Annotated in this window: 20 protein-coding genes; 11 read left to right on the forward strand and 9 right to left on the reverse strand. The window is 62.8% G+C overall.

Translation table 11 applies throughout. From position 1 onward, the window contains the following. Positions 1-12 precede the first annotated feature (12 nt). From JQ558_RS02250 to JQ558_RS02260, 3 genes are all read left to right on the forward strand, one after another. Entirely contained in the window at positions 13-1,992 is a 1,980-nt protein-coding gene (locus JQ558_RS02250; RefSeq protein WP_249142280.1) for a S8 family peptidase, read from the forward strand. A gap of 10 nt (positions 1,993-2,002) precedes the next feature. Beyond that, complete coding sequence (locus JQ558_RS02255; protein WP_212205426.1) at positions 2,003-3,307, forward strand: MBL fold metallo-hydrolase; 1,305 nt, start codon at positions 2,003-2,005, stop codon at positions 3,305-3,307. 453 nt (positions 3,308-3,760) lie between these two features. After that, complete coding sequence (locus JQ558_RS02260; protein ID WP_212292714.1) at positions 3,761-5,344, forward strand: MDR family MFS transporter; 1,584 nt, start codon at positions 3,761-3,763, stop codon at positions 5,342-5,344. A 68-nt stretch (positions 5,345-5,412) separates the two neighbouring features. Here JQ558_RS02260 and JQ558_RS02265 read toward each other — a convergent pair whose 3' ends face one another. The 4 genes from JQ558_RS02265 to JQ558_RS02280 all read right to left on the reverse strand — a co-directional run bounded on the left by JQ558_RS02265 (position 5,413) and on the right by JQ558_RS02280 (position 13,274). Next, positions 5,413-5,802, reverse strand: coding sequence for a response regulator (locus JQ558_RS02265; RefSeq protein ID WP_212205435.1), 390 nt, complete (start codon positions 5,800-5,802; stop codon positions 5,413-5,415). Then, entirely contained in the window at positions 5,799-11,015 is a 5,217-nt protein-coding gene (locus JQ558_RS02270; protein ID WP_212292715.1) for a GAF domain-containing protein, read from the reverse strand. Before JQ558_RS02270 ends, JQ558_RS02265 begins: the two co-directional genes overlap by 4 nt. A gap of 210 nt (positions 11,016-11,225) precedes the next feature. Further along, the gene (locus tag JQ558_RS02275; RefSeq protein WP_212205439.1) at positions 11,226-12,860 is read right to left on the reverse strand and encodes a thiamine pyrophosphate-requiring protein; all 1,635 of its coding nucleotides are present in this window, start codon (positions 12,858-12,860) and stop codon (positions 11,226-11,228) included. A gap of 243 nt (positions 12,861-13,103) precedes the next feature. After that, positions 13,104-13,274, reverse strand: coding sequence for a hypothetical protein (locus JQ558_RS02280; protein WP_212292716.1), 171 nt, complete (start codon positions 13,272-13,274; stop codon positions 13,104-13,106). A gap of 216 nt (positions 13,275-13,490) precedes the next feature. Here JQ558_RS02280 and JQ558_RS02285 point away from each other — a divergent pair, with 216 nt between their 5' ends. Together JQ558_RS02285 and JQ558_RS02290 are read left to right on the forward strand one after the other, a co-directional pair. Continuing rightward, complete coding sequence (locus JQ558_RS02285; protein WP_212205443.1) at positions 13,491-13,655, forward strand: Flp family type IVb pilin; 165 nt, start codon at positions 13,491-13,493, stop codon at positions 13,653-13,655. A 21-nt stretch (positions 13,656-13,676) separates the two neighbouring features. After that, positions 13,677-13,892, forward strand: coding sequence for a hypothetical protein (locus JQ558_RS02290; protein WP_212292717.1), 216 nt, complete (start codon positions 13,677-13,679; stop codon positions 13,890-13,892). Positions 13,893-14,051: 159 nt separating this feature from the next. Here JQ558_RS02290 and JQ558_RS02295 read toward each other — a convergent pair whose 3' ends face one another. Together JQ558_RS02295 and JQ558_RS02300 are read right to left on the reverse strand one after the other, a co-directional pair. Next, positions 14,052-14,288: a hypothetical protein gene (locus JQ558_RS02295; RefSeq protein ID WP_212292718.1), complete on the reverse strand. Its 237-nt coding sequence runs from the start codon at positions 14,286-14,288 to the stop codon at positions 14,052-14,054. 29 nt (positions 14,289-14,317) lie between these two features. Further along, a complete protein-coding gene (locus JQ558_RS02300) occupies positions 14,318-15,307 on the reverse strand; it encodes a Ku protein (protein WP_212271997.1) in 990 nt (329 codons plus the stop codon). A gap of 266 nt (positions 15,308-15,573) precedes the next feature. On the opposite strand from JQ558_RS02300, the gene JQ558_RS02305 reads away from it, so the two are divergent. The 5 genes from JQ558_RS02305 (at position 15,574) to JQ558_RS02325 (ending at position 20,659) form a co-directional block, all read left to right on the forward strand. After that, positions 15,574-15,726, forward strand: coding sequence for a hypothetical protein (locus tag JQ558_RS02305; protein ID WP_192734298.1), 153 nt, complete (start codon positions 15,574-15,576; stop codon positions 15,724-15,726). A gap of 114 nt (positions 15,727-15,840) precedes the next feature. Next, positions 15,841-16,509, forward strand: coding sequence for a metallophosphoesterase (locus JQ558_RS02310; RefSeq protein WP_212292719.1), 669 nt, complete (start codon positions 15,841-15,843; stop codon positions 16,507-16,509). Between the two features lie 285 nt (positions 16,510-16,794). Continuing rightward, positions 16,795-17,466 (forward strand): response regulator transcription factor, encoded by a 672-nt coding sequence (locus JQ558_RS02315; protein WP_212205458.1) that lies wholly within the window; start codon positions 16,795-16,797, stop codon positions 17,464-17,466. A gap of 246 nt (positions 17,467-17,712) precedes the next feature. Further along, the gene (locus JQ558_RS02320; protein ID WP_212271998.1) at positions 17,713-19,089 is read left to right on the forward strand and encodes a sensor histidine kinase; all 1,377 of its coding nucleotides are present in this window, start codon (positions 17,713-17,715) and stop codon (positions 19,087-19,089) included. Positions 19,090-19,237: 148 nt separating this feature from the next. Next, positions 19,238-20,659 carry a hypothetical protein gene (locus JQ558_RS02325; protein WP_212292720.1) on the forward strand — a complete coding sequence of 474 codons (1,422 nt, stop codon included), beginning with the start codon at positions 19,238-19,240 and terminating at the stop codon, positions 20,657-20,659. A gap of 21 nt (positions 20,660-20,680) precedes the next feature. Here the strand turns inward: JQ558_RS02325 and mntR are convergent, their stop codons facing one another. Then, positions 20,681-21,217, reverse strand: a complete 537-nt coding sequence (gene mntR, locus JQ558_RS02330; RefSeq protein WP_212292721.1) for a manganese-binding transcriptional regulator MntR — start codon at positions 21,215-21,217, stop codon at positions 20,681-20,683. A 435-nt stretch (positions 21,218-21,652) separates the two neighbouring features. Between mntR and JQ558_RS02335 the strand changes: the two genes are divergently transcribed. Beyond that, positions 21,653-24,577 carry a TonB-dependent receptor domain-containing protein gene (locus JQ558_RS02335; RefSeq protein ID WP_212292722.1) on the forward strand — a complete coding sequence of 975 codons (2,925 nt, stop codon included), beginning with the start codon at positions 21,653-21,655 and terminating at the stop codon, positions 24,575-24,577. 274 nt (positions 24,578-24,851) lie between these two features. Here the strand turns inward: JQ558_RS02335 and JQ558_RS02340 are convergent, their stop codons facing one another. After that, positions 24,852-25,601, reverse strand: a complete 750-nt coding sequence (locus JQ558_RS02340; protein WP_212205470.1) for a TonB family protein — start codon at positions 25,599-25,601, stop codon at positions 24,852-24,854. Beyond that, positions 25,598-26,023, reverse strand: coding sequence for a TonB system transport protein ExbD (exbD, locus tag JQ558_RS02345; RefSeq protein WP_192734306.1), 426 nt, complete (start codon positions 26,021-26,023; stop codon positions 25,598-25,600). The genes JQ558_RS02340 and exbD overlap by 4 nt, the downstream gene beginning before the upstream one ends.

Raw genomic sequence — 26,023 nt, forward strand, 5'->3', positions numbered from 1 at the left:
TGCGAGGCACCGATGGCGAAGAAGCAGACGGCAAGCAAGCGAGGCTCGGCACGGAAAGCAATGCCCGAGCAGTTCTCGATTCCTGCCGAACTGGTCGAACACATCCTGCTCGGGCCCACCGATGATCGTCGCGTATTGCAGGACTCACCGTTGTTGGGGGACGTGTGGGCCGCATATGCGCTTGATCCGGGCGTCGTTCAAGATGTCCTCATCACTCCGCACAAGAACACAACGGCCGCCGTGGTGGCCGAGAAAATCCCGCCTGGCCTGAAGCTGCGCGAAAAGGAACGCCAGGCGGAAAAACCGGCACCCTCCGATCGCAAGAAGGAGAGGACCAAGATCGCCTATCTGCAGGGCATCGTGGGCGCCAGATTGTACTTCGACGAGGTGCTGCGAATCCTCGTGCCTTTGACGCAATGGTGGAGTCAACCAAAACTCCAGGAACGCATCTTAAAAATCGACCAGGTCAAGCTGAAGAGGCTGCTTGAGCGCGGCCTCGCTAACTCGGGGGCCATCAATCAGAACGATCCCGAGAACTTCACGTCGCTTGAAAGATATATCGCGCTGGCCGGATTGATTTACTGGGTGGGCAAGCTAGAGCGCCCGAAAATCTCGCGCGCGTCCTCCACGCCGGTCGAGCGGTTGCCGCCGCTCAAGTTCGAGGATGCGTTCAAAAAATATCAACCGTACATTCCTGAAATCATCGCCGGAATGTTCGCGCTCTACGAGATTATTCAAGCAAACCCCGATGCACTGGAATCGACGAAACACGATGAAGCCGAAGAAGCCAGGAGCAAGGGTTACATTTTCCAGGTTTCGCTGAACCGCCCAGCCACGGCGGCGCTTGATCGATCCGTCCCCGCCGTAAAGGCCGATGCTGCAAATACGTTGTTCAAGGTGGATTGCAAGAACATCGTTTGGGCAGTGCTGGATTCCGGCATCGACGCTCAGCACGAAGCTTTCATGGACAACGGCAAATCGCGCATCCGCAAAACGTTCGACTTTACCAGGATCCGCGAGATCGTAAGCGATGACGAGGGTGATGTTGCGGGACCGGAACTCGCGAAGCTCGCGGCTGCCGCCGGCCTCAAGCCGCAAGACGCAAAAAAATATCTGAAGGAAATCGCCGCAGATGCCAGAGAAAAGCGTCCGATCAATTGGGCCACCATCGAGAAATTGATCACGCTGAAAGCGCCGCCACCGCCGCCGAGCCCGCACGGTACCCATGTCGCAGGCATCATCGGCGCCAACGGAAAAAGCAGTGGTCATCCCGACGGCATGTGCCCGGACATCCGGATCTACGATTTCCGTGTGCTCGGCAAGACGCTTGATGACACCGAGTTCGCGATTATTGCGGCTCTGCAATACATTCGCTATGTCAACGAGCGGCATACCTATACGATCATTCACGGCGCCAATCTCAGCCTTTCCATTCCGCACAACGTTCGCAATTTCGCCTGCGGGCACACGCCGGTCTGCAACGAATGTGAGCGGTTGGTGGAGAGCGGGGTGGTGGTGGTCGCTGCAGCGGGCAACCGCGGCTATCAGAAATTCGAACTGACGGACGGCGGCGTGTTCGAAAGCTATGCCGCATTCAGTATCACGGATCCTGGGAACGGAGACAGCGTCATCACGGTGGGATCGACGCATGGAAACTGGCCCCACACCTATGGTGTGAGTTTTTTCTCCAGTCGTGGTCCAACCGGCGACGGCCGCCTCAAGCCGGATCTCGTTGCCCCGGGCGAACGTGTGCAGTCAGCCATTACCGGCGACAACAGCCACAGCGAATGGGGCCCGGATTCGGGAACCAGCATGGCGGCGCCGCATGTTAGCGGGGCGGCCGCGATGCTGCTGGCGCGCTACGAAGAGCTGATCGGACAGCCGCGCCGGGTCAAACGCATTTTGTGCGAAAGCGCGACCGATCTCGGCCGCGAACGAAGTTTTCAGGGGCACGGCATGCTCGACGTCCTGCGAGCCTTTCAGTCCATTTAAGGAGGCATGAATGTTTTTCACGCTGGATGTATTGCGCGCGCGCAAAGGCGATTGCCTGATGCTTCATTATGGCCCGGAGGACGATCCGCGTCTGATCCTGATCGATGGTGGCCCGTCCAACGTCTACAAGCCGCACCTCAAGCCGCGGATCGAACAGGTCCACGAGGCGCGCGGGCTCGACGAGAAGGACCCTCTGCCGGTTGATGTGGTGATGGTGAGCCATGTCGACGACGATCACATCAAGGGAATTCTCGATCTGACCAAGGAGCAACGCGGCAAAAACCCGCCCTTGCGACTGGAGGTAACCAGTCTCTGGCATAACAGTTTCGACGATCTGTTGAATACGAAACCCGGTGAACTGATGGTCGAGACCGCCTCGCTGGGAGGCGGAGCGGCCGGCGAGGGCGGGACTTTCGATTCCGGGACGGTGCTGGCGAGTATCGGGAAATCAGCCTTGGACGATGACGTCGAGGACGAAGAAAAAATGCATGCGTACGAGGTGCTCTCCAGCATTCCGCAGGGCCGGACGCTGCGCGACGACGCCAAGGCGCTCGGCTGGAAACTGAATCACAAGTTCAAGGGTAAGCTGATCCTTGCAAGCAAGGCCTCGAAGCCCGTCACGCTCGATGGCCTGAAGGTGACGGTGGTTGGGCCGCTGCAGCCGGAATTGCTGGCACTGCAGAAAGAGCACGACAAATGGCTGAAGGCTCAGAAAAAGAAGAAATCATCGGAAGCAGCACTGGCGGCTTTCTCGGATGAATCGATCTCGAATCTGTCCAGCATCGTCGTGCTCGTCGAACTGAAGGGCAAGAGCATCCTGCTGACCGGAGACGCCCGCGGCGACAAGACTCTGGACGGGCTGAAGCTGACCGGTATTCTCGGCAAGAGCGGCAAACGGCACGTGAACATCCTGAAGGTTCCGCACCACGGCAGCGACAACAACATGGAAACGAGCTTTTTCAAGAAGGTGACCGCCGATCACTATGTCTTTTCCGGCGACGGTGAGCATGGCAACCCGGAACGCAATACGCTGCAAATGCTGCTGGACGCGCGCGGCGCCGACACGGACTATACGATTCATCTGACCTATCCCATCGAAGAGATCGACAAGGGGCGCAAGGCCGACTGGAACAAGGAACAGGCCAAGGAAAAGAAGCGAAAGAAGAAAAACCCCAAGATCGAGGTCAGGGAAAACTGGTCCCCTGCCAAGCACGGCCTGGCTTCCTTCTTCGCGAAGAATCCAAAGCTAAAGGTCGAGATCGTCGATGAAAAGAAGCCGCATTTGATCGATTTGCTTGAGCCGTTGAAGCTTTAGGCCAGGATTGGAAATCTATCGCGGGCCTTTCGGTTCTGATGCAATCGGAACCGGCGTCTTGTTGATCAAAATCTCGTCCATCGCGCCGCTCCGGCAATGAGATGCCGTATATCGCCGGGCTTTTTCGAACGGGTAACCCCGCACGCGATCCCGCCTGAAGGGGGTCAGCCCGATAGCCGCCGTTGCGGTAGTAAATGTTACACGGAACAACTACAGCGTCGAGCCTTGCGCCCGTTGCGAGACCGCGCCGGATATGGAGGGCAGGCGCAAAAAGTGGCCGAAATCGTAGCGTTTTGCGCCATCCGCCGATCACGTGATTGCGAAGCTGCGCTCGCGGGATGCTCCCATGCGCGCAGGTGCCTGCCGCGAGGGAGGTTTGCGCTCTAAAGTGCAGCTGATATAGCGATTCCATCTCGGCGGCTTTGAGCCGCGAAGAAAAATATTACGTCTCAAATGAACAAGTTCGAACGGCAGCGCGGTCAACCTGCCGACCATGATACGTTAACCGACGAAATTTCGGCTGAAATCCCGCACATCACGACCGAGGTCATCGATGTCAGCGATGCGCCGCCGATTGCGCCGCGCGCGCCGCTGACCCAGGACGAGGTCCGCACCATCCTGATCAGCCTGATGCTGACGATGTTTCTGGCCGCGCTCGACCAGACCATCGTCGCAACGGCGTTGCCGACCATTGGCCGCCAGTTCGGCGACGTTTCCAATCTCTCCTGGGTGATCACGGCCTACCTCCTGGCATCGACCGCGGTGGCGCCGGTGTTCGGCACGCTGAGCGACATCTACGGCCGCCGCGTCATGATCATTGTCGCCCTCAGCCTGTTCATCGCTGGCTCGATCCTGTGCGCATTGGCGCCGAACATGCCGATACTGATCCTCGCGCGCGGCCTGCAGGGCCTCGGCGGCGGCGGCATCATGCCTGTCGTGCAGACCGTGATCTCCGACGTGGTGAGCCCACGCGAACGCGGCCAGTACCAGGCCTATTTCAGCGGTGTGTGGGTCGCCGCCGGGATCGGCGGGCCGGTCGTCGGCGGGGTGTTCGCGGAACATCTGCACTGGTCGATGATCTTCTGGATCAACGTGCCGCTCGCGCTCGGCGCGCTGGCGCTGCTGCTGCCGAAGATGGGCAAGATCCCGGTGTTCCACCGCCGGCGCAAGGTCGACTGGCTCGGCGGCGTCTTGCTGATGGCGGCTGCGGTCGTGTTCATGCTGGTGCTGACCTGGGGCGGCAACCGTTATCTGTGGCTGTCGCCGACCATCATCGCGATGATCGGCGCGTCAGCCGCGCTGGCGTTCAGCTTCGTCTGGCACGCGCGCAAGGCCGACGAGCCGTTCCTGCCGCTGCCGCTGATGGGCGGAACGGTGGTGCCCTATGCGATGGCCGCCGGCGGCTGTGCGCTCGGCGCCATCACCGGCCTGACCGTCAATCTGCCGCTCTATTACGAGGTGGTCTACCACCTCAGCGCCAGCGAGGCGGGCCTCGCGCTGATTCCGCTCGCCGCGATCTCGACCTGTGGCGCCGCCATCGCCGGACGCACCATGGCGCGCGCCAAACACTACAAGCGTGTCGCGATTATCGGAACGTCGATCGCCGCGATCTCCGGGTGCGCACTGGCGCTCACGACGCTGCCGCTTTGGGGATTGCTGGTGCTGCTGTCGATCTTCGCGCTCGGGCTCGGAACGACGTTTCCGGTCAGCGTGGTCTCGCTGCAGAATTCGGTGGCGCGGCCGCAGATCGGCACCGTTACCGGTGCGATGAATTTCTTCCGATCGCTGATGTCGTCGTTCACGGTCGCGGCCTTCACCGCGATCCTGCTGATGGTGCTGGGGGCGGACATTTCGCTGGTTGGCGAGCACCACGGTCCCCTGAATTCGATCCCCGTCGCCGACATGATCACGGCATTCCGCTACGTATTCGGCGCCGCGGCCGCGCTGATGGCCGGCGCCACGATTTGCATGATCCTGATGGAAGAGCGCCCGCTGGCTGGGCCGGGGACGCCGCCGCCGGCGGAGATGGCGGAGTAGGGCGTTCCAGATTCTTGTTTTGACGCGTTTTCTTCGCGCGAACCTGTGCCACTTCGCTCGAAAACGTCTTAGCCCGCCTGTGCCAGCCGCGTATCGATTTCGTCCCGGAGCAGGGCAAAGTCGATCGGCTTGGTGAGCAGACCTATCGCGCCGCCGGCGATCGCCTTGCGCCTGGTCTCCGCATCGCCATAGGCGGTGATCATGATGACGGGAACGTCGGGCCGGATCTCCTTGACCCTGGGCAGCATCTCGATCCCGGTCATCCCGGGCATGTTGATATCCGACAGGATCAGGATCAGCGAATGCTCGATGGTGGAACCGATGCGGGCGAGCGCATCGGCCGCCGAGCCGGCGAAATCCATCACAAAGCGTTGCGCGCGCAAATCCTTGCGGAATTGCTGGCGAAACAGCGCCTCGATGTCGGGCTCGTCATCGACCACAAGCACCAGAACACTCACGTCGAACCTCGGGTCTTGTTGAGAGGATTGCTGGTCCTCGGCAGAACAATGCGAAACTCGGTAAACTGACCGGGCTCGGTATCGACGTCGATGGTGCCACCATGCTGTTTCACGATGATGTCGTGGCTCATCGACAGGCCAAGCCCGGTGCCTTCGCCCGCGGGCTTGGTCGTGAAGAACGGGTTGAACATCTTGTCCTTTACCTCGGACGGGATGCCTATCCCGTTGTCGCGGATGCGAATCTCGACGGCGTCGCCGAGATCGCGGGTGGCGGCGATCAGCACGGGATCGAACCCGGGCTGGCCGGCCTCGATCCGGCGCCGGTTCACGGCATAGAAGCCGTTCGAGATCAGGTTCAGGAACACGCGGGTGATTTCCTGCGGAAATACCTCGACCATGCCGGCATTGGCGTCGAAGTCGCGCTGCAGTGTGACGTTGAAGTCGGCTCGTTCGGCGCGGGCGCCGTGATAGGCGAGGTTGAGGCTCTCGTCGATCAGCGCGTTGATGTCGGCGGGCCGGTGATCGCCACCTCCCTCGCGCGAATGCAACAGCATGTTCTTGACGATGGAATCGGCGCGCTGGCCGTGCTGGACCACCCTTTGCAGATTGTCCTTGAGCAGGCCGGTCAGTTCATCGACCTCTTCGCGGATCTTGTCGCTGATCTCGGCAGGCTTGAGCACGTCGTTCAGTTCGTCGGTCAGTTCCGCCGAAAGGGCGGCGAAGTTATTGACGAAGTTGAGCGGGTTCTTGATCTCATGCGCAATGCCCGCGGTGAGCTGGCCGAGCGAAGCCAGCTTTTCGGTCTGAATCAGCCGGTCCTGCGCGGTGCGCAGATCGTCGAGCGAAGCAGCCAGTTCCTTGGTGCGAGCCTGAACCTCGTCGAACAACCGCACGTTCTCGATCGCGATCACGGCCTGGTCGGCAAAAGTCTGCACCAGTTCGATCTGACGTTCGGTAAACGGCTTAACCTCCGATCGCGTCAGCGCGAACACTCCGATGGGCACGCCCTCTCTTAGCAAGGGAACGCAGAGGATGGTTCGATAGCCTCCCAGCCTTTGATATTGGCTGGCGCCGTATTCGGGGTCGGCAAGCACGTCGGCAACGTGAAACGTTTTGCCTTCGAGCGCCACACGGGAAGTCACGGCGTAGCGCCCCGGCTTGAACGGATTGGCTTTTGCGAAAATTTCGAGCTCGGGCGGGTTGCCGAAATTGGCCGACCACCGATAGAGATCGCCGTCGCGCTTGAAGATGACGCCCTTGTCGGCGTCGCACAGACGTGCGGCAGATTCAACCAGCGTGTCGAGGACCGTCTGCAAATCGAACGCCGAGCGGCTGATGACCTTGAGAACATCTGATGTCGCAGTCTGCTGTTGCAGGGCTTCCGAGAGGTCGCGGGTGCGCTGCTGCACCTCTTCGAACAGCCGCACGTTGCCAATAGCGATCACGGCCTGATTGGCAAAGGTCTGCAGCAGCGCGATCTGCTTGTCGTTGAACGGCTGCACTTCGGTGCGCCGAAGCAGGATCGCGCCGATGCTTTCGTTCTCGCGCAGCATCGGCGCACACAAAATGCTGCGAATACCCAGGCTTCGCGACAATTCCCGCGCTTCCGGAAATTCCGCGCCTTCCTCCGAAAATACGTCGTGCACATGGACCGGCATCCTGTCGACAACCGATCGTCCGGCGACATAGTCGCGGTTAATGGCGCGCTTCTCGCCGAAGACCACGGGTATCGGGCCATGATGCGCTTCGTAGCTAAGCTGATCGCCTTCCTTCAGGTAAACGATGGCATCATTGGCGTCGCAAAGCTCGCAGGCACTCTCCACGATGGCAGCAAGGACGGGAGCGACGTCGGTCGGCGAGGAGGCAATCACCCTCAGAATGTTGCCGCTTCCGGTCTGGTACGTCAGCGCTTCGGAGAGATCGCGGGTTTTGGCTTCCACCTCTTCGAACAGGCGGACGTTCTCGATCGCGATCACGGCCTGGTCGGCAAAGGTCCGAACCAACTCAATCTGCCGGTCGGTAAAGGGCTCCACCCGCTGCCGTCCGAGAATGATGCTGCCGACCACGACCCCCTCGCGCAGCAGAGGCACGCCGAGCATGCTGTGAATCTTTTGAAGCACCACCGTCTCGCGCATGGTGTACTCCGGGTCGGCAGCGATGTCGGCGATGTGGACGACCTGTCTGTCGATCGCGACCCGCCCCGCAACGCTCCCGCGCCCTGCGGGCAATGCGCGACCTCGCATGAACGCGTCATACTCCGGCGAGAAGGAAAAGGTTGCGGCCACCCGGAAAGTGTCGGCGTCGCGATTGGCGATCAGCCCGGCATCGGCCTCGCACAGTCGGGTGGCGGATTCGGTAAGCGTATCCAGCACCGTCTGCAGATCGAAGGCCGAGCGGCTGATCACCTTGAGTACGTCGGCGGTCGCAGTCTGCTGCTGCAGGGATTCGCTCAAATCTTCCGTGCGCTGCTTGACCTCATTGAACAGGCGGACATTCTCGATCGCGATCACGGCCTGGTCGGCAAACGTCTTGAGAAGGTCGATCTGGTTGTCGGCGAACCGTCCCGGTTCCGCACGCGAGACGCCAATGGTGCCGATCGCAACGCCTTCGCGCAGCATCGGAACGGAGATGATGCTTCGGTAACCCCGGGCGCGCGCCGTTTCCTTGACGGCTTCGGACACATCCGGTTCGGTTTCGATATCGGAGCGGAACGCGATCCTCCCGGTCAGCGCCACCCGGCTGTGCATTCCGGAGGAAGCAAGCGGGGTCGGGAACGAACTCTGTATCGCCTCATCGCCGGCATGGCTTCCGGCGGTGTGGGCCGCCAGATCAAGCTGGTCGCCGACGACGCGGGTGACCAGCGCCGTCTGGCCGCCGAGCAGCCGCTTGGCACTTTCGGCGATGGCGTCGAACACCGGCTGTACGTCGGTCGGCGATCCGGCGATGACGTTGAGGATCTCCGCCGTCGCGGTCTGCCGCTCCAGCGCTTCCCGCGTCTCGTTGAACAGCCGCGCGTTCTGGATCGCGATGACGGCCTGGTCGGCGAAGCTGCGCAGCAGGCTGCACTCCTTTTCGCTGAACGGCTTCATCGAAGTGCGGCCTACGAAGATCGAGCCAATGGCACGGTCCTCCCACAGCATGGGCGCGAGCGCCATCGAATAGTTCTTGCCGATACGGCGAGCGATCTCGCGCAGCGGCGAGGGCACGTCGGGATCGTTGAATACGTCGGCGTAATGGATCAGGCGGCGCTCGCGGAAGGCTACCTCGCTCGCGGTACCCTCCAGCGGCACCGGGTACAGCGCGCGCACGCGCTCGGCGTTGACGCCGTGGGCCGCGCCGATATGGAGCAGTCCATCGTCGCCTGCGAGGTAGATGAACCGGTCATCGCCGCCAAACAGATGCGCGATGCTGCGCAAGATCTCGTCGAATACGGGCTGGGCATCGGCGACCGAGCTGCTGACGACCCGGAGGATGTCCGCAGACGCCTTTTGCTGTTCCAGCGCCTCCCGCGTCTCGTTGAACAGTCGCACATTTTCCATCGCGATCACCGACTGCGCGGCGAACATTTGCAGCAGCCGGACGTGCGGCTCGTCGAACGAGCCGGGTGCCCGGCGCGTGACCGTGATGATGCCGACGGCCTTGCCCTCGTTCATGAGCGGCGCGAACAGCATGCTGCGATAGCCCCGTGCACGCGCGATGTCGCGTGCGGCCGGCTCGAGTTCGGTATCGACGAGTTCCGCCGGCGCGCCGTCGCGGACCAGCTGGTAGGGCGGGAAGCTGCCAAGCGGCATCGGGAACGAGGATTGTAGCACCGCGTCGCCCGCGGGGTCTGTCGGAGTGAACGCGGACAGATGGATCTGGTCGTCGACGTAGCGAAACATCGCGGTGGAAAATCCGCCGATCAGCCGGTTCGCGCTGGTCACGACGGCCTCGAACACCGGCTGCACGTCCGACGGCGAGCCGGCGATCACCTTGAGGACATCAGCCGTCGCGGTCTGTCGCTCCAGGGCCTGCCTGGTTTCGTTGAACAGGCGTGCGTTCTCGATCGCGATCACCGCCTGGTCGGCGAATGTCTGCAGCAATTGCACGTGGTCGGCGGCAAAGGCGCCCGGCTCCGCGCGGGTCACGCTGATCATGCCGACCGGCACCCCCTGGTTCATCAGGGGTGTGAACAATACACTGCGGAAGCCGCGCAGCCGCGCCAGATCCCGGTTCAACTTCGGGACGTGCGCGGCTTCGCTGTCGGGAAACTGAACGGTCTCGCCATTGCGCACCAGCGCGAAGGTCGGGAATTCCGAGATCGATCTCGGAAAAGAGGCCTTCAGGCCTTCATCGGCGGCGGGGCTGGTCGGCGTGTACGCCACCAGATGCAGTTCGTCGCCGAGAAAGCGCAGCACCGTGGCGGAGAACCCGCCGAGCAATCGCTTGGCGCTGGCAGCGATGGCTTCGAACACCGGCTGCGCGTCGGAGGGAGAGGCGGCAATGACCTTGAGGATTTCGGCCGTGGCTGTCTGTCGCTCCAGCGCTTCCCTTGTCTCATTGAACAGCCGCGAATTCTCGATCGCGATGGCGGCCTGGTCGGCAAAGCTTTGCTGAAGCGCGAGTTCATCCTCGGTGAACGGCGCAAGCTGATCGCGGTAAACGATCAGCGCGCCGATCGCTTTGCCCTCGCACCGCAGCGGTGACCCGGACATCGAGCGCGTGCCGGCCTCGCGAACATATGGCAATCCCGGCCAATCGGCGATTTCAGGGTCGACATTGTCGACATCGGGAACGTGAACCTGGCGGTTCTCGCCCACGATGGTTCCGGGCATATTGCGGCCGCCGATCTTGAGCTGCGTTTCCGGAACGCCGGCGCCGACGCGCTTCGAGCTTTCCCCGAATCGGATGATGTTGGCCCAGCCGTCGCCCTCGGCAATATGGATGGTGGCGCTGGGCGCATCGAACAGGCGGGCGCAGGTTTCGGCGATCTGGTGCAGCGCGTGTTCGGCATCGCCCGATACGCTGGCAATGGTTCGCAGGATATCGGCGCTGGCGTTCTGGCGCTCGCGGGCGATGCTCAGTTCATGGATCAGCCGGCCGTTTTCCGCGTCCGTCGCTGCCTGACGGGCGATATCAGCGTCGTGGGCGGCGAAGCTGGATTCGAGCCTCTGCTCGAGCTCGGCAACCAGTCTGTAGAGATCGGCCACGGCGTCCGGGGGGAGCGCGGTCATTCACTCAATCCATTTCACGGCAAGCCATTTCAGAGCAAGCCATTTCAGAGCAAGCCTTGCAGGCCGATGGCGCCAAGCCATCAGCGCTCGCACCAATGTGGCAGATAATTTCATTCCAGGCGTGGCCAGGCCAGCGCCATCCCGGCCTTTTCTTAAGGCCGGGGTGGCAAAATGTGAAGCAGGCTAATCGGTTATCGGCCGAGTCTGTGATCAGGTTCCGGGCCGGGAGACCTCGGTCTCCTTGCTGGTGATGAATTCCAGCAGCACCGGGATGCCTTCCTTGGTCTTGGCGATGCCGCGCTGGATCGCGGGAATGATGTCTTCCGGCTTGGTCACCCGTTCGCCATAGCCCCCGAAGGCGCGCGCCATCGCGGCGTAGTCGCCGGAAATGTCAGTCGAGCGGTATTTCTCGGTCGAGATCGGCATCACCTTCAGCTCGATCGCCATGGAAAAATTGTTCAACAGGATCGACATGATCGGAATCCGCTCGCGCACGGCGGTCTCGAAATCCATGCCGGTGAAGCCGATCGCGGCATCGCCCCAGACATTGATGCAGAGCTTGTCGGGCTTTGCGAGTTTGGCGCCCATGGCGAGCCCAAGCCCGTAGCCGAGCTGGGTGGTCTTGCCCCAGCCGATATAGGACAACGGCTCGACCGATTTCCAGAACGGCGAGAGCTGGTCGCGCGGACTGCCGGCATCATGGGTGATGATGGTGTTCTTGATGTCGACGGTGTGCTGCAGGTCCCACAAGACGCGGTAGGGACTGAGCGGCGCCTCGTTGTGGGTGAGCTTTGGCATCCATTTCGCCAGCCATTCCTTGTGCGAGGCCGCGATCTCGGCGGCGACAGAGGATGCGTCACGATCGCTGGTGACACTCTTGCCGATTTCTTCCAGCAACGCATCGAGCACCAGGCCGGCATCGCCGACCAGGCCGATCCTGGCCTCGACATCCTTGTTGAGATGGTTGGGGTCCAGCGTCGAATGAATGATGGTCTTGCCCTTCGGCATCGCGATGCCGAACGAGGTTTCGGTGAACGAGCAGCCGATGCCGAAGATCACGTCGGCCTCGCCGAGGAATTTTGGCACCGCGCGGGGCACGGCAAGGCCGCCCGAGCCCAGCGACAGCGGATGCGTCTCCGGAAACGACGATTTTCCGCCAAGGCTCGTGGTGACGGGGATCGCGAGGCGCTCGGCCAGCCGCTTCAGTTGCGGCCAGGCCCTGGCGTAGTGCACGCCCTGGCCGGCGTAGATCACCGGCCGCTTGGCGCCGACCAATAGTGCGGCCGCTTCCTTGATGTGGACGGGGTCGGCGCCGTAACGCGTACGCAGCACCGGCGTGTAGTTCAGCGGCTCCGGCACGTCTTCGTTCCACATGTCGGCCGGGATTTCGACGATGACAGGCCCACCGCGGCCGTTCTTCAGCTTGGTAAAGGCGCGGCGAAAGATGTTGCAGACTTCAGCCGCGATATTGATCGGCTCGGAGGATTTTGAGAACGCCCGCATCGCCTGGCTGGAGTTGAAGTTTGGGTCGATATTGGCGAGCCGCCGCGCATAGCCCATCGGCAGCACCAGCACGGGGACGGATTCGCCGTAACACTGCGCCACACCGCCCATGGCGTTTTCGGCGCCGGGGCCGTGCTGCATGCAGAACGCGCCGATCGAATGGCCCGAGGTGACGCGGGAGATCGCATCCGCCATATGGACGCCGATGCGCTCCTGGCGCACCATCACGGGGCGGATATCGGCATTGGCGGCATATTCGATCAGATGATTGACGGGATAGCCGCAGAGGATCTCGATCCCCTCGCGCTTCATGATTTCTGCAATCGCGGCGCCGAGCTTCATGACGGTCTCCCCCTTGTGTGCAGGCCGGTTCGTTCGGCCGATTTCTCACAGTTGGAACAGGAATTTTCCTCACCGTAAAGCGCGGGCGGCGCCTGCTCCGGGAAGTGCTGATATGCGTTTGCCGCCGGAACGCTTGCTGCAGACCAATACCGGCGTCAAACCTGAGTCCGAGGTCCAGCGGTTCCCACTCGATCAGAAACGTGTCGGGCGTCTTCGCCGCGGCGGCGGGCGAGAAGAGGGCGACTATCTCGCCTCGTTGCGGCGATGGTTGAACATCGCCGCCATCAGGCCGAGGACATACGCGGTCAGACGGCGATCGTTGCCGGATCGCACCTCGGCGGTGCGCTGCTCTTCCAGCTCATCGTTCAAGAGGCCGATGTAGTTTTTTCCTGGTTCACGCTTCTGCGTGGGCATGTGCGCTCGCTCCGGAAGACGCCGATCGCCGACCATGGCCGGGCGCTGGACAATTCAGAGTAAATTTTTGGTACCGTAGGAATACCGGTGCAGTCGTGCCTCCGGCTTAATCAGTCGTTCATCCTGTTCGTCAAAACGCCGTCAATCATTCCAATCTAGGGTTCCATTTGGAGCGTGGCGCGGGAAGAATTCCGGCGGCGTCGACAGGAGTTTTTTATGCGTCGATTGTTGAAGAATTTTTTCCAGGATCAGTCCGGCGCGACCGCGATCGAGTATTGCCTGATTGCGATGGGCATCAGCATCGTGATCGTCGGTGCCGTCAACGGCGTCGGCACTGCGCTCAGCACCAAGTTCGGCACCGTCAGCACATCGCTCAAATAGAACGGGCCGGCAGCGCGCACCATGCAAGAGCTGCTGTTCGGGACCTGGGGTCCACCGATCGCCAGCTTCGGCCGGCAGGTCATCGCCTACGGCGTGCAACATCCGTGGCGCGTATTCGCCGCCATGCTGGTCATGGCCCTGCTCACGGATCTGATGTTCCGCAATCGACCAGCGGGCGACGGAATAGACGGATTTGATTTTGGCGGAGGAGATGGTGACGGCGGCGGCGGGGACTAGAGCATTGTCGGTTCTGATTGAATCAGAACCGACAATGCTCTAAACTCTTGTTTGACGCGTTTTCTACTGCAGATAAGTCTACGCAATCTGCGTAAACTTGATTGCTATGCGAACCGGTATCCACTTCGCTCGAAAACGCTCTAGCGCCATAAGACCGCATTACCGGTCGTTTTCATCCGCATATAGCGCACGCATCATTGCGATCCGCGCGAACATCAGCCACCCGCCGCCGGTCTCCGCAGCCCTGATCAAATGCTCGACCGCGGTTTGCCAGCGCGCTTCCTGCTGGTCGGCTTCTGGCAGTTTCATGACGTAGTCGGCGGCCTGCTGCAGCGTCGTGAGCGTGCGGCCGCCGCGCAGCGCGATCGGCTCGTCGAATGGCGTCGACCACGGCATCGCGCGTTACCGGCCGAATGCCTGCGCGATCAACTGGCCTTCTTGGTGCGGGCGGAAGTGCGAACCGGCTTCTCGGCCTTCTTCGGCGCTTCCTTGACCGTCTCCTTGGCGGCGCGCTTGCCGCTGCCTGAGATCGGCAGCAGCATTTCGCGCTGGCCGGCGGCTGCCTTGCGCGGCTTCTTGCCTTTGGCTTTGCCGTTTTCCTTGCCGCTTTCCTTGGCTGCGGCAGGAGCGGCCTGTTTCTCGTTGGCGAGGCTGCGTTTCAGCGCGTCCATCAGATTGATGACGTTGCCACCGGTCTTCGGTGCTGCCTTCGGCGATGTCTTCAGGCCGTTGCGCTTCTGGTTGATCAGGTCGATCAGCGCCTGCTCGTAGCGATCCTCGAACTGCTCGGGTTCGAACGATCCGGATTTCTGCTCGACGATATGCTTGGCCAGATCCAGCATATCCTTGGTGATCTTCACGTCCTGGATGTCGTCGAAATATTCCTTCTCGCTGCGGACCTCGTAGGGGTAGCGCAGCAGGGTTCCCATCAGGCCGTTGTCGAGCGGCTCCAGTGCGATGATGTGTTCACGGTTGGTCAGCACTACGCGGCCGATCGCGACCTTGTCCATGCTGCGGATGGTTTCGCGGATCACCGCGAACGCGTCGTGGCCGACCTTGCCGTCCGGCACGAGATAATAGGGACGGATCACGTAGCGGCTGTCGATATCCGCTCGCGGTACGAACTCATCAATCTCGATGGTGCGGGTCGATTCCAGCGCGAGATCGTCAAGCTCGTCCTTCGACACCTCGATATAGGTGTCGGTGTCGATCTTGTAGCCCTTCATGATGTCTTCGTTGGCGACTTCCTCGCCGGTGTCGGCATCGACCTTGGCATATTTGATGCGATGGCCGGTCTTGCGGTTGATCTGGTTGAACGAGACCTTCTCGGTATCCGAGGTCGCCGGATACAGGGCGACCGGGCAGGTCACGAGGGAAAGGCGCAAGAAGCCCTTCCAGTTGGCGCGGGGGGCCATGGGAAACTCCGAACAGACGCAACAGACGACCGTGAAGAATACCATCGGTAGACCCGGTTTCAAACACGGCGGGGGAGGGAATCTGCCAACGGCGTTAACCGAGACCGAGCGATATGTTCCGGCGTTCGACTGCGACCTGTTACGACCTGACTGCAAAATGCCCTCTGAGAAGCCCCGGAACATCATTTGTCATCATGCGTTGCTTTTGACAGGTGGTGTCGAAGCAATAGCTGGCATTACAGGCACTTAGGCAAATGAGGTCCCCCATGGCAACGCGTCGACATGGCCAGATTATCGAAACTCCGACCGAGGCACGTCAGGCCGAACCCGGCCCGTCGGTGCTGGCGCTCCTGACCGTCTCGACTGGACTGGCGATCCTGATCCTGGGCGTGGTCTGGTTCGTGTTCTTCCGGACGTAAGGGACGGAGCAAAATACAGTCGCCGGCAGCCCGGCCGGACAATGCAAGCCGGTTGCCGGTGGCGTGCGGTTGGAATAGCACCGTGGAGTCCCCTAGCCGGAAATGCGTACGCGGATGAGCTTCACCTACGTCATTCCGGATATTCATGGTCGCGATGATCTTCTGAGCCGCGCGCTTTTGGAGATCGACGCGCATGCGTCCGGCAAAGCCGGCGTCATCGTCACCATCGGCGACTACGTCAACAAGGGCCCGCAGAGCAGGCAGGTGATCGACCGGCTGCTGCCAGGTATCGGCGGCGGCTGGCGCTTTGTTGCGTTGAAGGGCAATCACGACGCGATGATGGTCGAAGGGCTGCGCGATCCGGCGAAACAGGCTTTTTGGCTGGAGCGGGGCGGCGATGCGGCGCTGGCGTCCTATGGCGGCGATCCCGCCGCGGTGCCGCAGGCCCATATCGCGTGGCTCGATCAATTGCGGCTGCTGTATGTCGATGCGCACCGCCTCTATGTGCACGCGGGCGTCGAGGCAGGGACGCCGCTGGAGAAGCAGAGCGAAAAGACCCTGTTATGGAAACGCTACCCGAAGGACGATTCGAGCGGGTTCGGCGAGCTCCACGTCGTGCACGGCCATGACAATGATCCCGAAGGCCCGCTGTTGTACGCGGGCCGCACCAATCTCGACACCGCCGCCTGGAAAACCGGGCGGTTGACGGTTGGGGTGTTCGACGATGGCCGGCCAGGCGGCCCTGTCGATTTGCTCGTGGTCCGCGGGGCAGACAGCCGTTAGCCGCGCTTTTTGGGCGCTTTGGGCCTCCGATTCGGCAGGCTAGAGCGTTTTCAAGCGAAGTGGACACCGGTTCGCGTGAAGAAGACGCGTCAAAACGAAGATCTAGAGCCCCGTTTCGATTCCATCGGAACGGGGTTTTAGGTGCTGCCTGCGACTGAGGGCCGCGCCGTTGCGGGCCGTCATGACGAAAAAGTAACATGGCGCCGAGTGCCTGTTCATTGGCCGTTCACGCCGATGAGCCTCATCTTGTGGCAGGTTTCGTGAAGCACACCATTGGAGGCCAGCGTGCGCCTGCTTGTCGTCGAGGATGACCCCGATCTCAACCGTCAGCTGACGACGGCGCTGACGGATGCCGGTTATGTGGTCGATCGCGCGTTCGACGGCGAGGAGGGGCACTACCTCGGTGACAGTGAACCCTATGACGCCGTCGTTCTCGACATCGGCCTGCCGAAGATGGACGGCATCTCGGTGCTGGAGTCCTGGCGCCGCAACGGACGGGCGATGCCGGTGTTGATCCTCACCGCCCGCGACCGCTGGAGCGACAAGGTGCAGGGCTTCGACGCCGGCGCCGACGACTATGTCGCAAAGCCGTTTCACCTCGAAGAAGTGCTGGCGCGGATCCGCGCACTGCTCCGCCGTTCGACCGGTCACGCCCAGTCGGAACTGACCTGCGGCCCGGTTTCGCTGGACACCCGCACCGGCCGGGTCAGCGTGTCAGGCAATCCGATCAAGATGACGTCGCACGAATACCGCCTGCTCGCCTATCTCATGCATCATACCGGACGCGTGGTGTCGCGCACCGAACTGGTCGAACATCTCTATGACCAGGATTTTGACCGCGATTCCAACACCATCGAAGTGTTCGTCGGCCGGATCCGCAAGAAGCTCGACGTCGATATCATCCAGACCGTGCGCGGGCTCGGCTATCTCCTGACGCCGCCGGCCCCGGGTACGTGACCAGAGCGTTTTCCAGCGAAGTGGCGCCCGGTTCGCATAGCAATCAAGTTTACGCAGATTGCGTAGACTTATCTGCGGTAGAAAACGCGTCAAAACAAGAATCTAGAGCCCCGTTCCGATGCAATCGGAACGGAAAGGTCTCTGCCGGTCCCTGATTAAAGGCGTTGACGAAGCAACTCGCTTACTTCTTTGTTTGAGCATGTTTTTGTCTGAAAACCGGCCGCCACTTTTCCGGATCGCGTCCTGATGCGCGGCTCGTCGCTCGCCACACGGTTGTTCCTGTCGGCGACCGCGTGGGTGGTGGTGATCCTTGTCATCACCGGGTTCGTGCTGTCGTCGGTCTATCGCGATGCCACCGAGCGCGCTTTCGATCGCCGCCTCAATCTTTATCTGCGCACCCTGATCGCCGAGGTCGCAACCCCGGACGAGCCGCCCGACCACCCGTTCCAGTCGCTTGGCGAGCCGTTGTTCGAGCTGCCGCTGTCGGGGTGGTACTGGCAGGTCGTGCGCACCGACGGCGACAAGCCCGAAGCGCGGGTGTCGCGTTCGCTGTGGGACAAGAAGCTGCCGAAACTCGAGGAGCACGGCGCTGAATTGACCGCGGCGGGCATCCGTCTCGGCTATGTCGACGGTCCCGAGGGGCAAACTTTGCGGATGGTGGAGCGGCCGGTCGACCTCGGCGCGGACGGCAAATTCCTGATCGGCGTCGCCGGCGATGCCGCCGAGATCTTCGACGAGACGCGCAGCTTCGACTATTACCTCGGCGGCACTTTTGCGGCGCTCGGCATCGTGCTGCTGCTGACCACGATCTTCCAGGTCCGCTTCGGACTTGCGCCGCTCAAGCGCATCTCGGAATCGATCGCCGATATCCGTTCCGGCCGTGCCGAACGGCTGGAGGGCGAGTTCCCGGTCGAGATCGCTCCGCTGGCGCGCGAGACCAATGCGCTGATCGACGCCAACCGGGAAATCGTCGAGCGCGCCCGCACCCATGTCGGCAATCTCGCCCACGCCATCAAGACGCCGCTCTCCGTGATCGTCAACGAGGCCGCCGCGCACCCCGTCGATGCCTTTGCCAGCAAGGTGCTGGAGCAGGCCGACGTGATGCGCGATCAGGTGGCCCACCACCTGGAGCGCGCGCGCATCGCCGCGCGCGTCACCGTGGTCGGCACCGTCACCGAGGTCGCGCCCGCGATGGAGGCATTGCGGCGGACCATGGAAAAGATCCACCGGGATCGGGCCATCGCGATCAATCTGAAAGCCGATCCTCGCGCGAAGTTTCGCGGCGAACGCCAGGACCTCGAGGAGATGGCGGGCAACCTGGTCGACAACGCCTGCAAATGGACCGCCACCCAGGTCCTGATCGAGGTGCTGGTCGAGCCGGCGGCGGAGTCAAGCGCCGGGCCGCGGCTGCGGATCATCGTCGATGATGACGGCCGCGGGCTGTCGGCCGACGAGCGCGCGCAGGTCTCGCGGCGCGGACAGCGGCTGGACGAATCCAAGCCGGGCTCTGGTCTCGGGCTCTCGATCGTGGTCGATCTTGCGGCCCTCTATGGCGGCAGCCTTGCGCTCGGTGATGCCCCGATCGGCGGGTTGCGGGCTGAGCTGGTGCTGCCGGGGGTTTGAGCGGAAAGCGATTGAATCCGGTCCGGGACCCGGCCATGCCGCCCTTGATTTCATCATTCCTAAACGACTTCTTAACGCGCGCACTTTTATGATGGCGGTTGGACGCGCTTTGCCGTCCGGACGACACACGCATATCCACACCGGGCGCATGAGCCAGACATCGACCGAGCGGCTGAGGGACTATCTCGCCCAGCTCCCGCCTCAGGCGCAGGCGCTGCTGATGCGCTCGTTCGAGCGCGCGATCGAGCGCGGCGAGGAAGTCGCGGTCGCCACCCTCGTGCTCGAACAATTGCGCAAGGTGGTGCGCGGAACCGAGGAAGACGACGAAGTGCGGCCGCGGACCGATGATCCGGCGCGCCTGCTGTTTCGCCCGATCGAGCCGTTTCTGGTCGAAAGCAATTTCCCGATGCGGCAGGGCCAGATCCGCCGCACCTCGCTGCTGCCGGTCTGGCAATGGCTGGCCCGGGACGGCGCGCCGGAGCAGGCGCGGGCCTTCGAAGCCGCGCTGGCCGAGATCAGGCAGAGCGGTTCGACCGCTGGCCTCGAATCCGAGACGCGCAAATTCCAGCTCGCCGCCGCGGAAGCGATCGCCAAGGTCGCGGCGCCGGTGCAGGGCGACGACAGGCAGCGTTCGCTCGCGCGTATCGGCCCGCCCAACGTCGTCGAGGACTTCCTGTCGATCGGGTCGGTCTTGCGCGCCCGCGAGGCGATGGACACGCTGGGCAGCCGGCTTGCCAGCCAGTTGCGGGCGTTGTCGGAATCCCAGATCGCGTCGGTGACCTCGGCGCTCAATGTTCCCTCGCTGCAGACGCCGCAACTGCTGCCGTTCGCGCTGTCGCTGATCATGCAGCGGCTGGCGGCGCCCTGGCAGATCATCCGCCTCGCGATCAAGATGGCGGCGTCCGACGATGAAATCCGCGTGGCCGCGACGCCGTACGGCATCGCCGTCACGCTCGCGCTGCACGACCTGTCCTTCCTCGCCGCCTGCCTGCGCACCGACATCCGGCGCGGCCAGTTTGACAACGTCGGCGAACAGCTGAAGACGCTGCATGACGGCGTGCGCGGCCTGCGCACCGAGCTCGACCTGCGCAACGATTCCACGTGGGGCAAGCAGCTGACCTCGATCCGCGCCGACATTTCCAATTCGCTGCAGTCGGAAATCGACAGCGTGCCCGGCCGGGTTCGGCGCATCCTGCGCCAGCGCGCCGACAAGGACATTTCGTCGGCTCCCAAAATCGACGCCACGGACGTCGAGGAAACCGCGGCCCTGATCGATTTCGTCGCGGTTTGCCGCACCTATGCCAGCGAACTTGCGATCAACGAGGTCACGTTGCGGACCTATTCCGACCTGCAGCATTATGTCGAGCACTCGACTGAGGCGTTGGTGCAGGCGCTGCGCGGCGGCGACACCAAGGCGCGCGCCTACCGGCAAATGCAGGCCAAGGCGGCGATCCGCTTCTGCGAAGTCCTGTTCGGCCATGATTATGCGTCGCTGATGAGCAGGGCGGCCGAAAACGCCGTCACGGGCGAGCGCAAATCCGCCGAGCGCAAGTCCACCCGCAACGGATAGGACGCCAGGGCCGTCGCACCCTCACGCCTTGCGGCGATCCTTGTTGGCGCGCAGGAATTCGGCGAACGCCTTCAGCGTCACATCCGACACGTGATGTTCGATGCCCTCGGCATCGCCCTCCGCCGCTTCCTGCGGGACGCCCAGCGCCAGCAGGACATCCACGACAAGGCGGTGACGCGTGCGGACACGCTTGGCGAGCGTCTCGCCCTTCTCGGTCAGGAAAACCCCGCGATAGGGCCGGGCGGTAACAAGGTCTTCCCGCTTTAGTCGCGCGATGGTGTCGATGGCCGTCGGGTGCGACACGCCCAGCCGGCGCGCGATGTCGGTCGGGCGCGCCTCGCCGGTCGTGCCCAACAAATCGGAGATCAGTTCGACATAATCTTCCAGGACCGCGGTCGAGCGCGCCGAGCGCGCTTTGCCAAAGCGACGCGCCTGCGTTTGCTCCGTGGGGAGCGGCTGCATCGATTTGGCCCGGTCTGTCGAGGGCTTGCGCAACACGGCACCTTTCCAGGCGAATCCATCGAGAGGAGGCCGACCATGGCGTGCTGCCGAGCACATTGCAAGTTGGCGGCATGTCGCGAATCCGCAACAGGCCGGCGCGCGCTTGCGACGACCGGCCGCGGCGTCTTGACAGTTAACGGGGCAACATTAACATGTAGCCTTACCTACGTTTTACGGTCGCAGCTTATCCGGACCGGTTCCTGTAGCGCGATGAAGGTTGGGGACGAGATGCGCGCGACACGAATGGCCCTTCTGGGCACGTCTGCATTTGCAATGGTATGTTTGAGCCAGGCTGCGGCGCTCTCGCAGACGGCCACGCCTGCGCCATCGGCGTCGCCGGCCGCACCTCAGGCGCCTGCCGAACCATCGGCGCCGGCAGCCCCGGCAACGGGGCAAGCCCCGGCGGATGCCGGTCAATCGCAGACGGCACCGCCGCAACCGGCAACCGCGGCTGGACCGCAAGACAAGCCCGCCGCCCCGGCGGAAATCGACATGCCGCAGGTGACCGTGGAGGGCCGCCAGCCCAAGCCGGCCCGGCGGGCAGGGCGCGCCGAGCCCGGCCGGCCTTCACGGACCGTCGCGGCGCCGCTGCCTGGTCCCGCCCCGGCGGCCGCGCCTGCCTCGCCCTTCAATCCGCCGTTTGCGCCGTTGTCGACGATCGGCAGCAATCAAATCCAGACCGGCAGCAGCAATGGCGGGTTCGGCAGCCTGTTCTCCAATATGCCCGGCGCGACTTCCGCGGGCCTCGCCACCGAATCCGCCCGCCCCATTCTGCGTGGCTTGTCGGACGCCAAGGTCCGGATTCAGGAGAACGGTGTCGGTGCGGTCGACGTGTCGGATATCGCGCAGGACCACGCCGTACCGATCGATCCTCTCGCGATCCAGCGGGTCGATGTGGTTCGCGGACCGGGTGCGCTCCGGTTCGGCTCGCAGGCCGTCGGCGGCGTGGTCGACGTCAACAACAACCGGATTCCGACCGCCGCTCCAGTGGGTGGGGTGGCCGCGGAACTGAGATCGGGCGTGACGAGCGTCAACAAGGGATGGGAAAGCGGTCTGTTGCTGGATGCCGGCGGTCGCAACGCCGCCGTTCACGCCGACATCTACGGGCGCTCCTCCAACGATTACAGCATCCCGAGCTATCCCTACCTCGTTCCGCCAAATCCCGCGCCGGTCGGCAACGGCATACAACCGAATTCAGCCTCGCAAAGTGCGGGAGCGGCGGTCGGCGGTTCTTATTTGTTCGACGGCGGCTATGCCGGCATCGCCGTCTCTCGCTTCACCAGCGACTATTTTGTTCCGGGTATCGCGACCGCGGCCGCGCGCCAGCACAACGATCTCGAGCAGACCAAGATTACCAGCAAGGGCGAGTATCGGCCGGACGCGGCCGCGCTTGCCGCCGTCAGGTACTGGACCGGATATTCGGAGTACCGGCACGACGAGACGGTGCTCGCCGGTCCCGGATACGAGGGGATTGCAGCCACATTCAAGAACAGGCAGACCGAGGGCAAGATCGAGCTTGAATCTGCGGCATTCGCCACGCCCATAGGTGCGCTGACCAGCATTGTCGGTGCGCAGGCCGCCTATCAGCAACTGGATACGGAAGGCCAGGCGATCCTGCTTCCCGCCAAGACCAGAACCGCGGCGGCGTATTTCCTCAATGAAGTAAAACACACCGACACGCTGCGCACGCAATTGGCGGGGCGCATCGAGGGCGTCGATGTCGAGGGAACGGCGTTCACTTTCCCGCCGACATTTCTGCCGCCGCCCAATGAACCGGGCAGGGCCGCGGCCAGGCTCGACTTCATGCCGAAGAGCGTCAGTTTCGGCATCATCAAGGATCTTCCGTCCTACCTGGTCGCGAGCCTGACGCTGCAGCGGATCGAACGCGCGCCGCGCGCGCTTGAATTGTTCGCGCAAGGTCCTGACGGTTCGGAGAAGACCTTCAAGATCGGCAATCCGAACCTGGGAATCGAGACCGCGCAGACGGCGGAGATCGGCCTGAAGCGCATCGCCGGCGATTTCAGGTTCGCCGCCAATGCCTACTACACGTCGTACGACAAGTTCATCTTTTCGCGCGCCACCGGCATCCTTTGCCAGGAAACGTTTGCAACATGCGGCGCCGGCACCGATTACATCCAGGTCAATTACGATCAGCGCGACGCGACGTTTCGCGGCGGCGAACTGGCCTGGCAATGGGACGTCGCACCGCTCGCCAACGGCACATTTGGTGTGGACGGACAATTCGATGTCGTGCGCGCGACGTTCACCGACGGCAGCAATGTTCCGCGCATCCCGCCGATGCGGCTCGGCGGCGGCGCCTATTGGCGGAACGACAGCTGGTTCGCCCGTGTCGGCCTGCTGCACGCCTTCGCACAGAACGACATTTCGCAGTTCGATACGACGACCGGCGGATACGATTTGCTCAAGGTGCAGCTGGAGAATCGGCAGTTCTGGAAGGATTCGCCGTGGGGAGCGGTCGAGGTCGCCACCGGCATCGTTGGCGACAATCTGCTCAACGCCAACATTCGCAACGCCGTTCAATTCCACAAGGACGAGATCCTGCAGCCCGGACGCGGTTTCAAGCTCTTCCTCAACGTCAAATACGGTGTCGACCGGCCGAGCGGAGCGCCGGGTTCGTCCTTCGGGATGGCGCGGGGGCCGGGCGGCGACATGCACTACAAATCGCCGCGAATGCTCGACGCGGCCTGGAACTGGGCGGGCATCTATGCTGGCGGCAATGTCGGGTATGTCGGCGGCAGGGCTGTTACCAGTGCGGTATTCAGCGAGGATGCAACCGGCCTGCCATTTGACGGCGGCCGCCTGTTCTCCACGCGCGGCACTGCGAGTATTGGCGGGCAGGCCGGTTACAACTGGATATCCGGCCGATTGCTAGCCGGCATCGAAGGCGATTTCGAATACCGCAATCAGCGTGGACGCAACACCACGACATGTCCCGGCAATGTCTGCAACGCGGCGCTGGCTCCGCTCGACGCACCCGTGACGGCAAGCCTGGATTACCATCTGGGATGGGTCGCCTCGGTTCGCGGGCGCGTCGGAATGCTCGTTACACCGGGCCTGACTGCTTACGTCACCGCAGGCGTTCCGTTCGGCAAGATAACGACCTCGACGTCTGTCTCAGGCTTCGACAATGCCGGTGCCGCGACGACGGCAGCCTTGAATACCGACACCTACCGGTTTGGCTGGGCCGTCGGCGGCGGTCTGGAGACCCGCCTCGCGGGCAACTGGACCGGCAAGCTCGAATATCTTCACATGGATTTCGGTTCGGTGCGTTCCACGCCGGCCACCGCCGCCAACACAGCGGTCGCGTTCGACTCCAACACCAGGGTGACCAGTGATGGCGTCAGGGTCGGCGTGAACTACAAGTTCGGCGCCGGCGGCGCCATCGTTGCGGATTGATCCCGATATTATCGCGCAAGCCCGCGCGGAAATGGCGGTTGACAGAGGCCGCATGGTTGGCGGCCTCTGTCATAAGACCTTCAAATACGTCTGCTCATACTTTGTTCAGCTGGCTATGGCCTCTGCCGTGGGGCAGGACAATTGATATGGTCGGCGGGGCCGCCTGAATTTTAGAGCAAGGCAGGCGGCCCACTCGGCTTCACCGACGCCTGGTTCCTGACGCCGCCGTCGCGGACGTCTGGTTCTGCAACCCTGCAGCCCGTTCTTGTCCGCGCTATTTCACGGTGAAGCGAATCGGCAGCCTCACGACAACAGAATCGCCCGGAAAATTTGCGGGCGGTGCCGGAAAAGGCTCCGCGCGCTTGAGCAGCGCGACCGCTTCCTCGTCGAGCGCGCTGGAGCCCGAACTTTCGATCACGCGCGCGTTGGCCACCATTCCCTTGCGATCGAGCGCAAACGACACGCGTGCCGTCCCTTGCCGCGGCCGCGCGGCTTCCGGATAGCGCTTGTTCTTTTCGATCAAGGCGAGGACTTTGGTTCGCCATGTCACCGCGGCTTCCGAGTCTTTCACATTCGGCGCGCCCTGTGTGGGCGCCACCGCGACCGGCGCGATGCGATCAGGGACTGCCGCGGGTGCCGATGTTGTGGCGGCCGCCGCCTGCTGCTGCGGCGTCACCTCCGGCTGCGGTTTGCTCTGCAGCGCCACCGCTGCATCCGGATTGGGAGCGGGAGGCAGCTCGGGCGTTTCATCTGGTGGAGTGACCTCGGGCTTTGCCACCGGCTGCGCCTCCGACATCACCTGTTCCGGGCCGGGCGCGACATCGGATGGTGTGGTCGAAGGCGCTGCTGGCAACGGTGCAAGGTCGACCACAATCGCGCCGGAAGGCTCGGCCGCCGCGGTGTCGTCCGGATAGCGCCAGGTCGCCAGCGTGGCCGTCACACCGGCGTAGACGCACAACACCGCAAGGCCGCTCAGCATCCAGCGCTGCAGGTCGGAACGATCTTCGGCCGCAAGCTGCATCATGGCGACGAGGCTTGTTCCAGTCCGACCAGAGCGACTTTCAGATAGCCGGCGGCGCGCAGCATGTTCATCACCTGCATCACCTCGCCATACGGGACGAGCTTGTCGGCGCGCAGGAAAATTCGGCTGTCCTTATGGCCGTTGGTGCTCGCGTCGAGCACGCCGGGCAGGGCGGCCCGGCCGACGGTCTCGTTGCCGACGGACAAAGAGAGATCCGGTTTGACCGTCAGATAGACCGGCTTGTCGGGCCGCGGCTGCGGCTGCGCATTCGAGGCCGGAAGGTCGACCGCGATATCGACGGTTGCGAGGGGGGCGGCGACCATGAAAATGATGAGCAGGACCAAAATGACATCGATGAACGGTGTCACGTTGATCTCATGGACTTCCGCAAGATCGCCATTGCTCTGATTAACGCTGACAGCCAT

The sequence above is a fragment of the Bradyrhizobium sp. AUGA SZCCT0160 genome (assembly GCF_018130105.1).
GTDB lineage: Bacteria > Pseudomonadota > Alphaproteobacteria > Rhizobiales > Xanthobacteraceae > Bradyrhizobium.

Coding starts and splice junctions, on each gene's coding strand:
- JQ558_RS02275 (WP_212205439.1), bottom strand. CDS start 12,860: ATGAAGCTCGGCGCCGCGATTGCAGAAATCATGAAGCGCGAGGGGATC.
- JQ558_RS02310 (WP_212292719.1), top strand. CDS start 15,841: ATGAGCTTCACCTACGTCATTCCGGATATTCATGGTCGCGATGATCTT.
- JQ558_RS02340 (WP_212205470.1), bottom strand. CDS start 25,601: ATGATGCAGCTTGCGGCCGAAGATCGTTCCGACCTGCAGCGCTGGATG.
- JQ558_RS02270 (WP_212292715.1), bottom strand. CDS start 11,015: ATGACCGCGCTCCCCCCGGACGCCGTGGCCGATCTCTACAGACTGGTT.
- JQ558_RS02300 (WP_212271997.1), bottom strand. CDS start 15,307: ATGGCCCCCCGCGCCAACTGGAAGGGCTTCTTGCGCCTTTCCCTCGTG.
- mntR (WP_212292721.1), bottom strand. CDS start 21,217: ATGTGCTCGGCAGCACGCCATGGTCGGCCTCCTCTCGATGGATTCGCC.
- JQ558_RS02295 (WP_212292718.1), bottom strand. CDS start 14,288: ATGCCGTGGTCGACGCCATTCGACGAGCCGATCGCGCTGCGCGGCGGC.
- JQ558_RS02255 (WP_212205426.1), top strand. CDS start 2,003: ATGTTTTTCACGCTGGATGTATTGCGCGCGCGCAAAGGCGATTGCCTG.
- JQ558_RS02280 (WP_212292716.1), bottom strand. CDS start 13,274: ATGCCCACGCAGAAGCGTGAACCAGGAAAAAACTACATCGGCCTCTTG.
- JQ558_RS02250 (WP_249142280.1), top strand. CDS start 13: ATGGCGAAGAAGCAGACGGCAAGCAAGCGAGGCTCGGCACGGAAAGCA.
- exbD (WP_192734306.1), bottom strand. CDS start 26,023: ATGGCTGTCAGCGTTAATCAGAGCAATGGCGATCTTGCGGAAGTCCAT.
- JQ558_RS02260 (WP_212292714.1), top strand. CDS start 3,761: ATGAACAAGTTCGAACGGCAGCGCGGTCAACCTGCCGACCATGATACG.
- JQ558_RS02305 (WP_192734298.1), top strand. CDS start 15,574: ATGGCAACGCGTCGACATGGCCAGATTATCGAAACTCCGACCGAGGCA.
- JQ558_RS02290 (WP_212292717.1), top strand. CDS start 13,677: ATGCAAGAGCTGCTGTTCGGGACCTGGGGTCCACCGATCGCCAGCTTC.
- JQ558_RS02325 (WP_212292720.1), top strand. CDS start 19,238: ATGAGCCAGACATCGACCGAGCGGCTGAGGGACTATCTCGCCCAGCTC.
- JQ558_RS02335 (WP_212292722.1), top strand. CDS start 21,653: ATGCCGCAGGTGACCGTGGAGGGCCGCCAGCCCAAGCCGGCCCGGCGG.
- JQ558_RS02320 (WP_212271998.1), top strand. CDS start 17,713: ATGCGCGGCTCGTCGCTCGCCACACGGTTGTTCCTGTCGGCGACCGCG.
- JQ558_RS02285 (WP_212205443.1), top strand. CDS start 13,491: ATGCGTCGATTGTTGAAGAATTTTTTCCAGGATCAGTCCGGCGCGACC.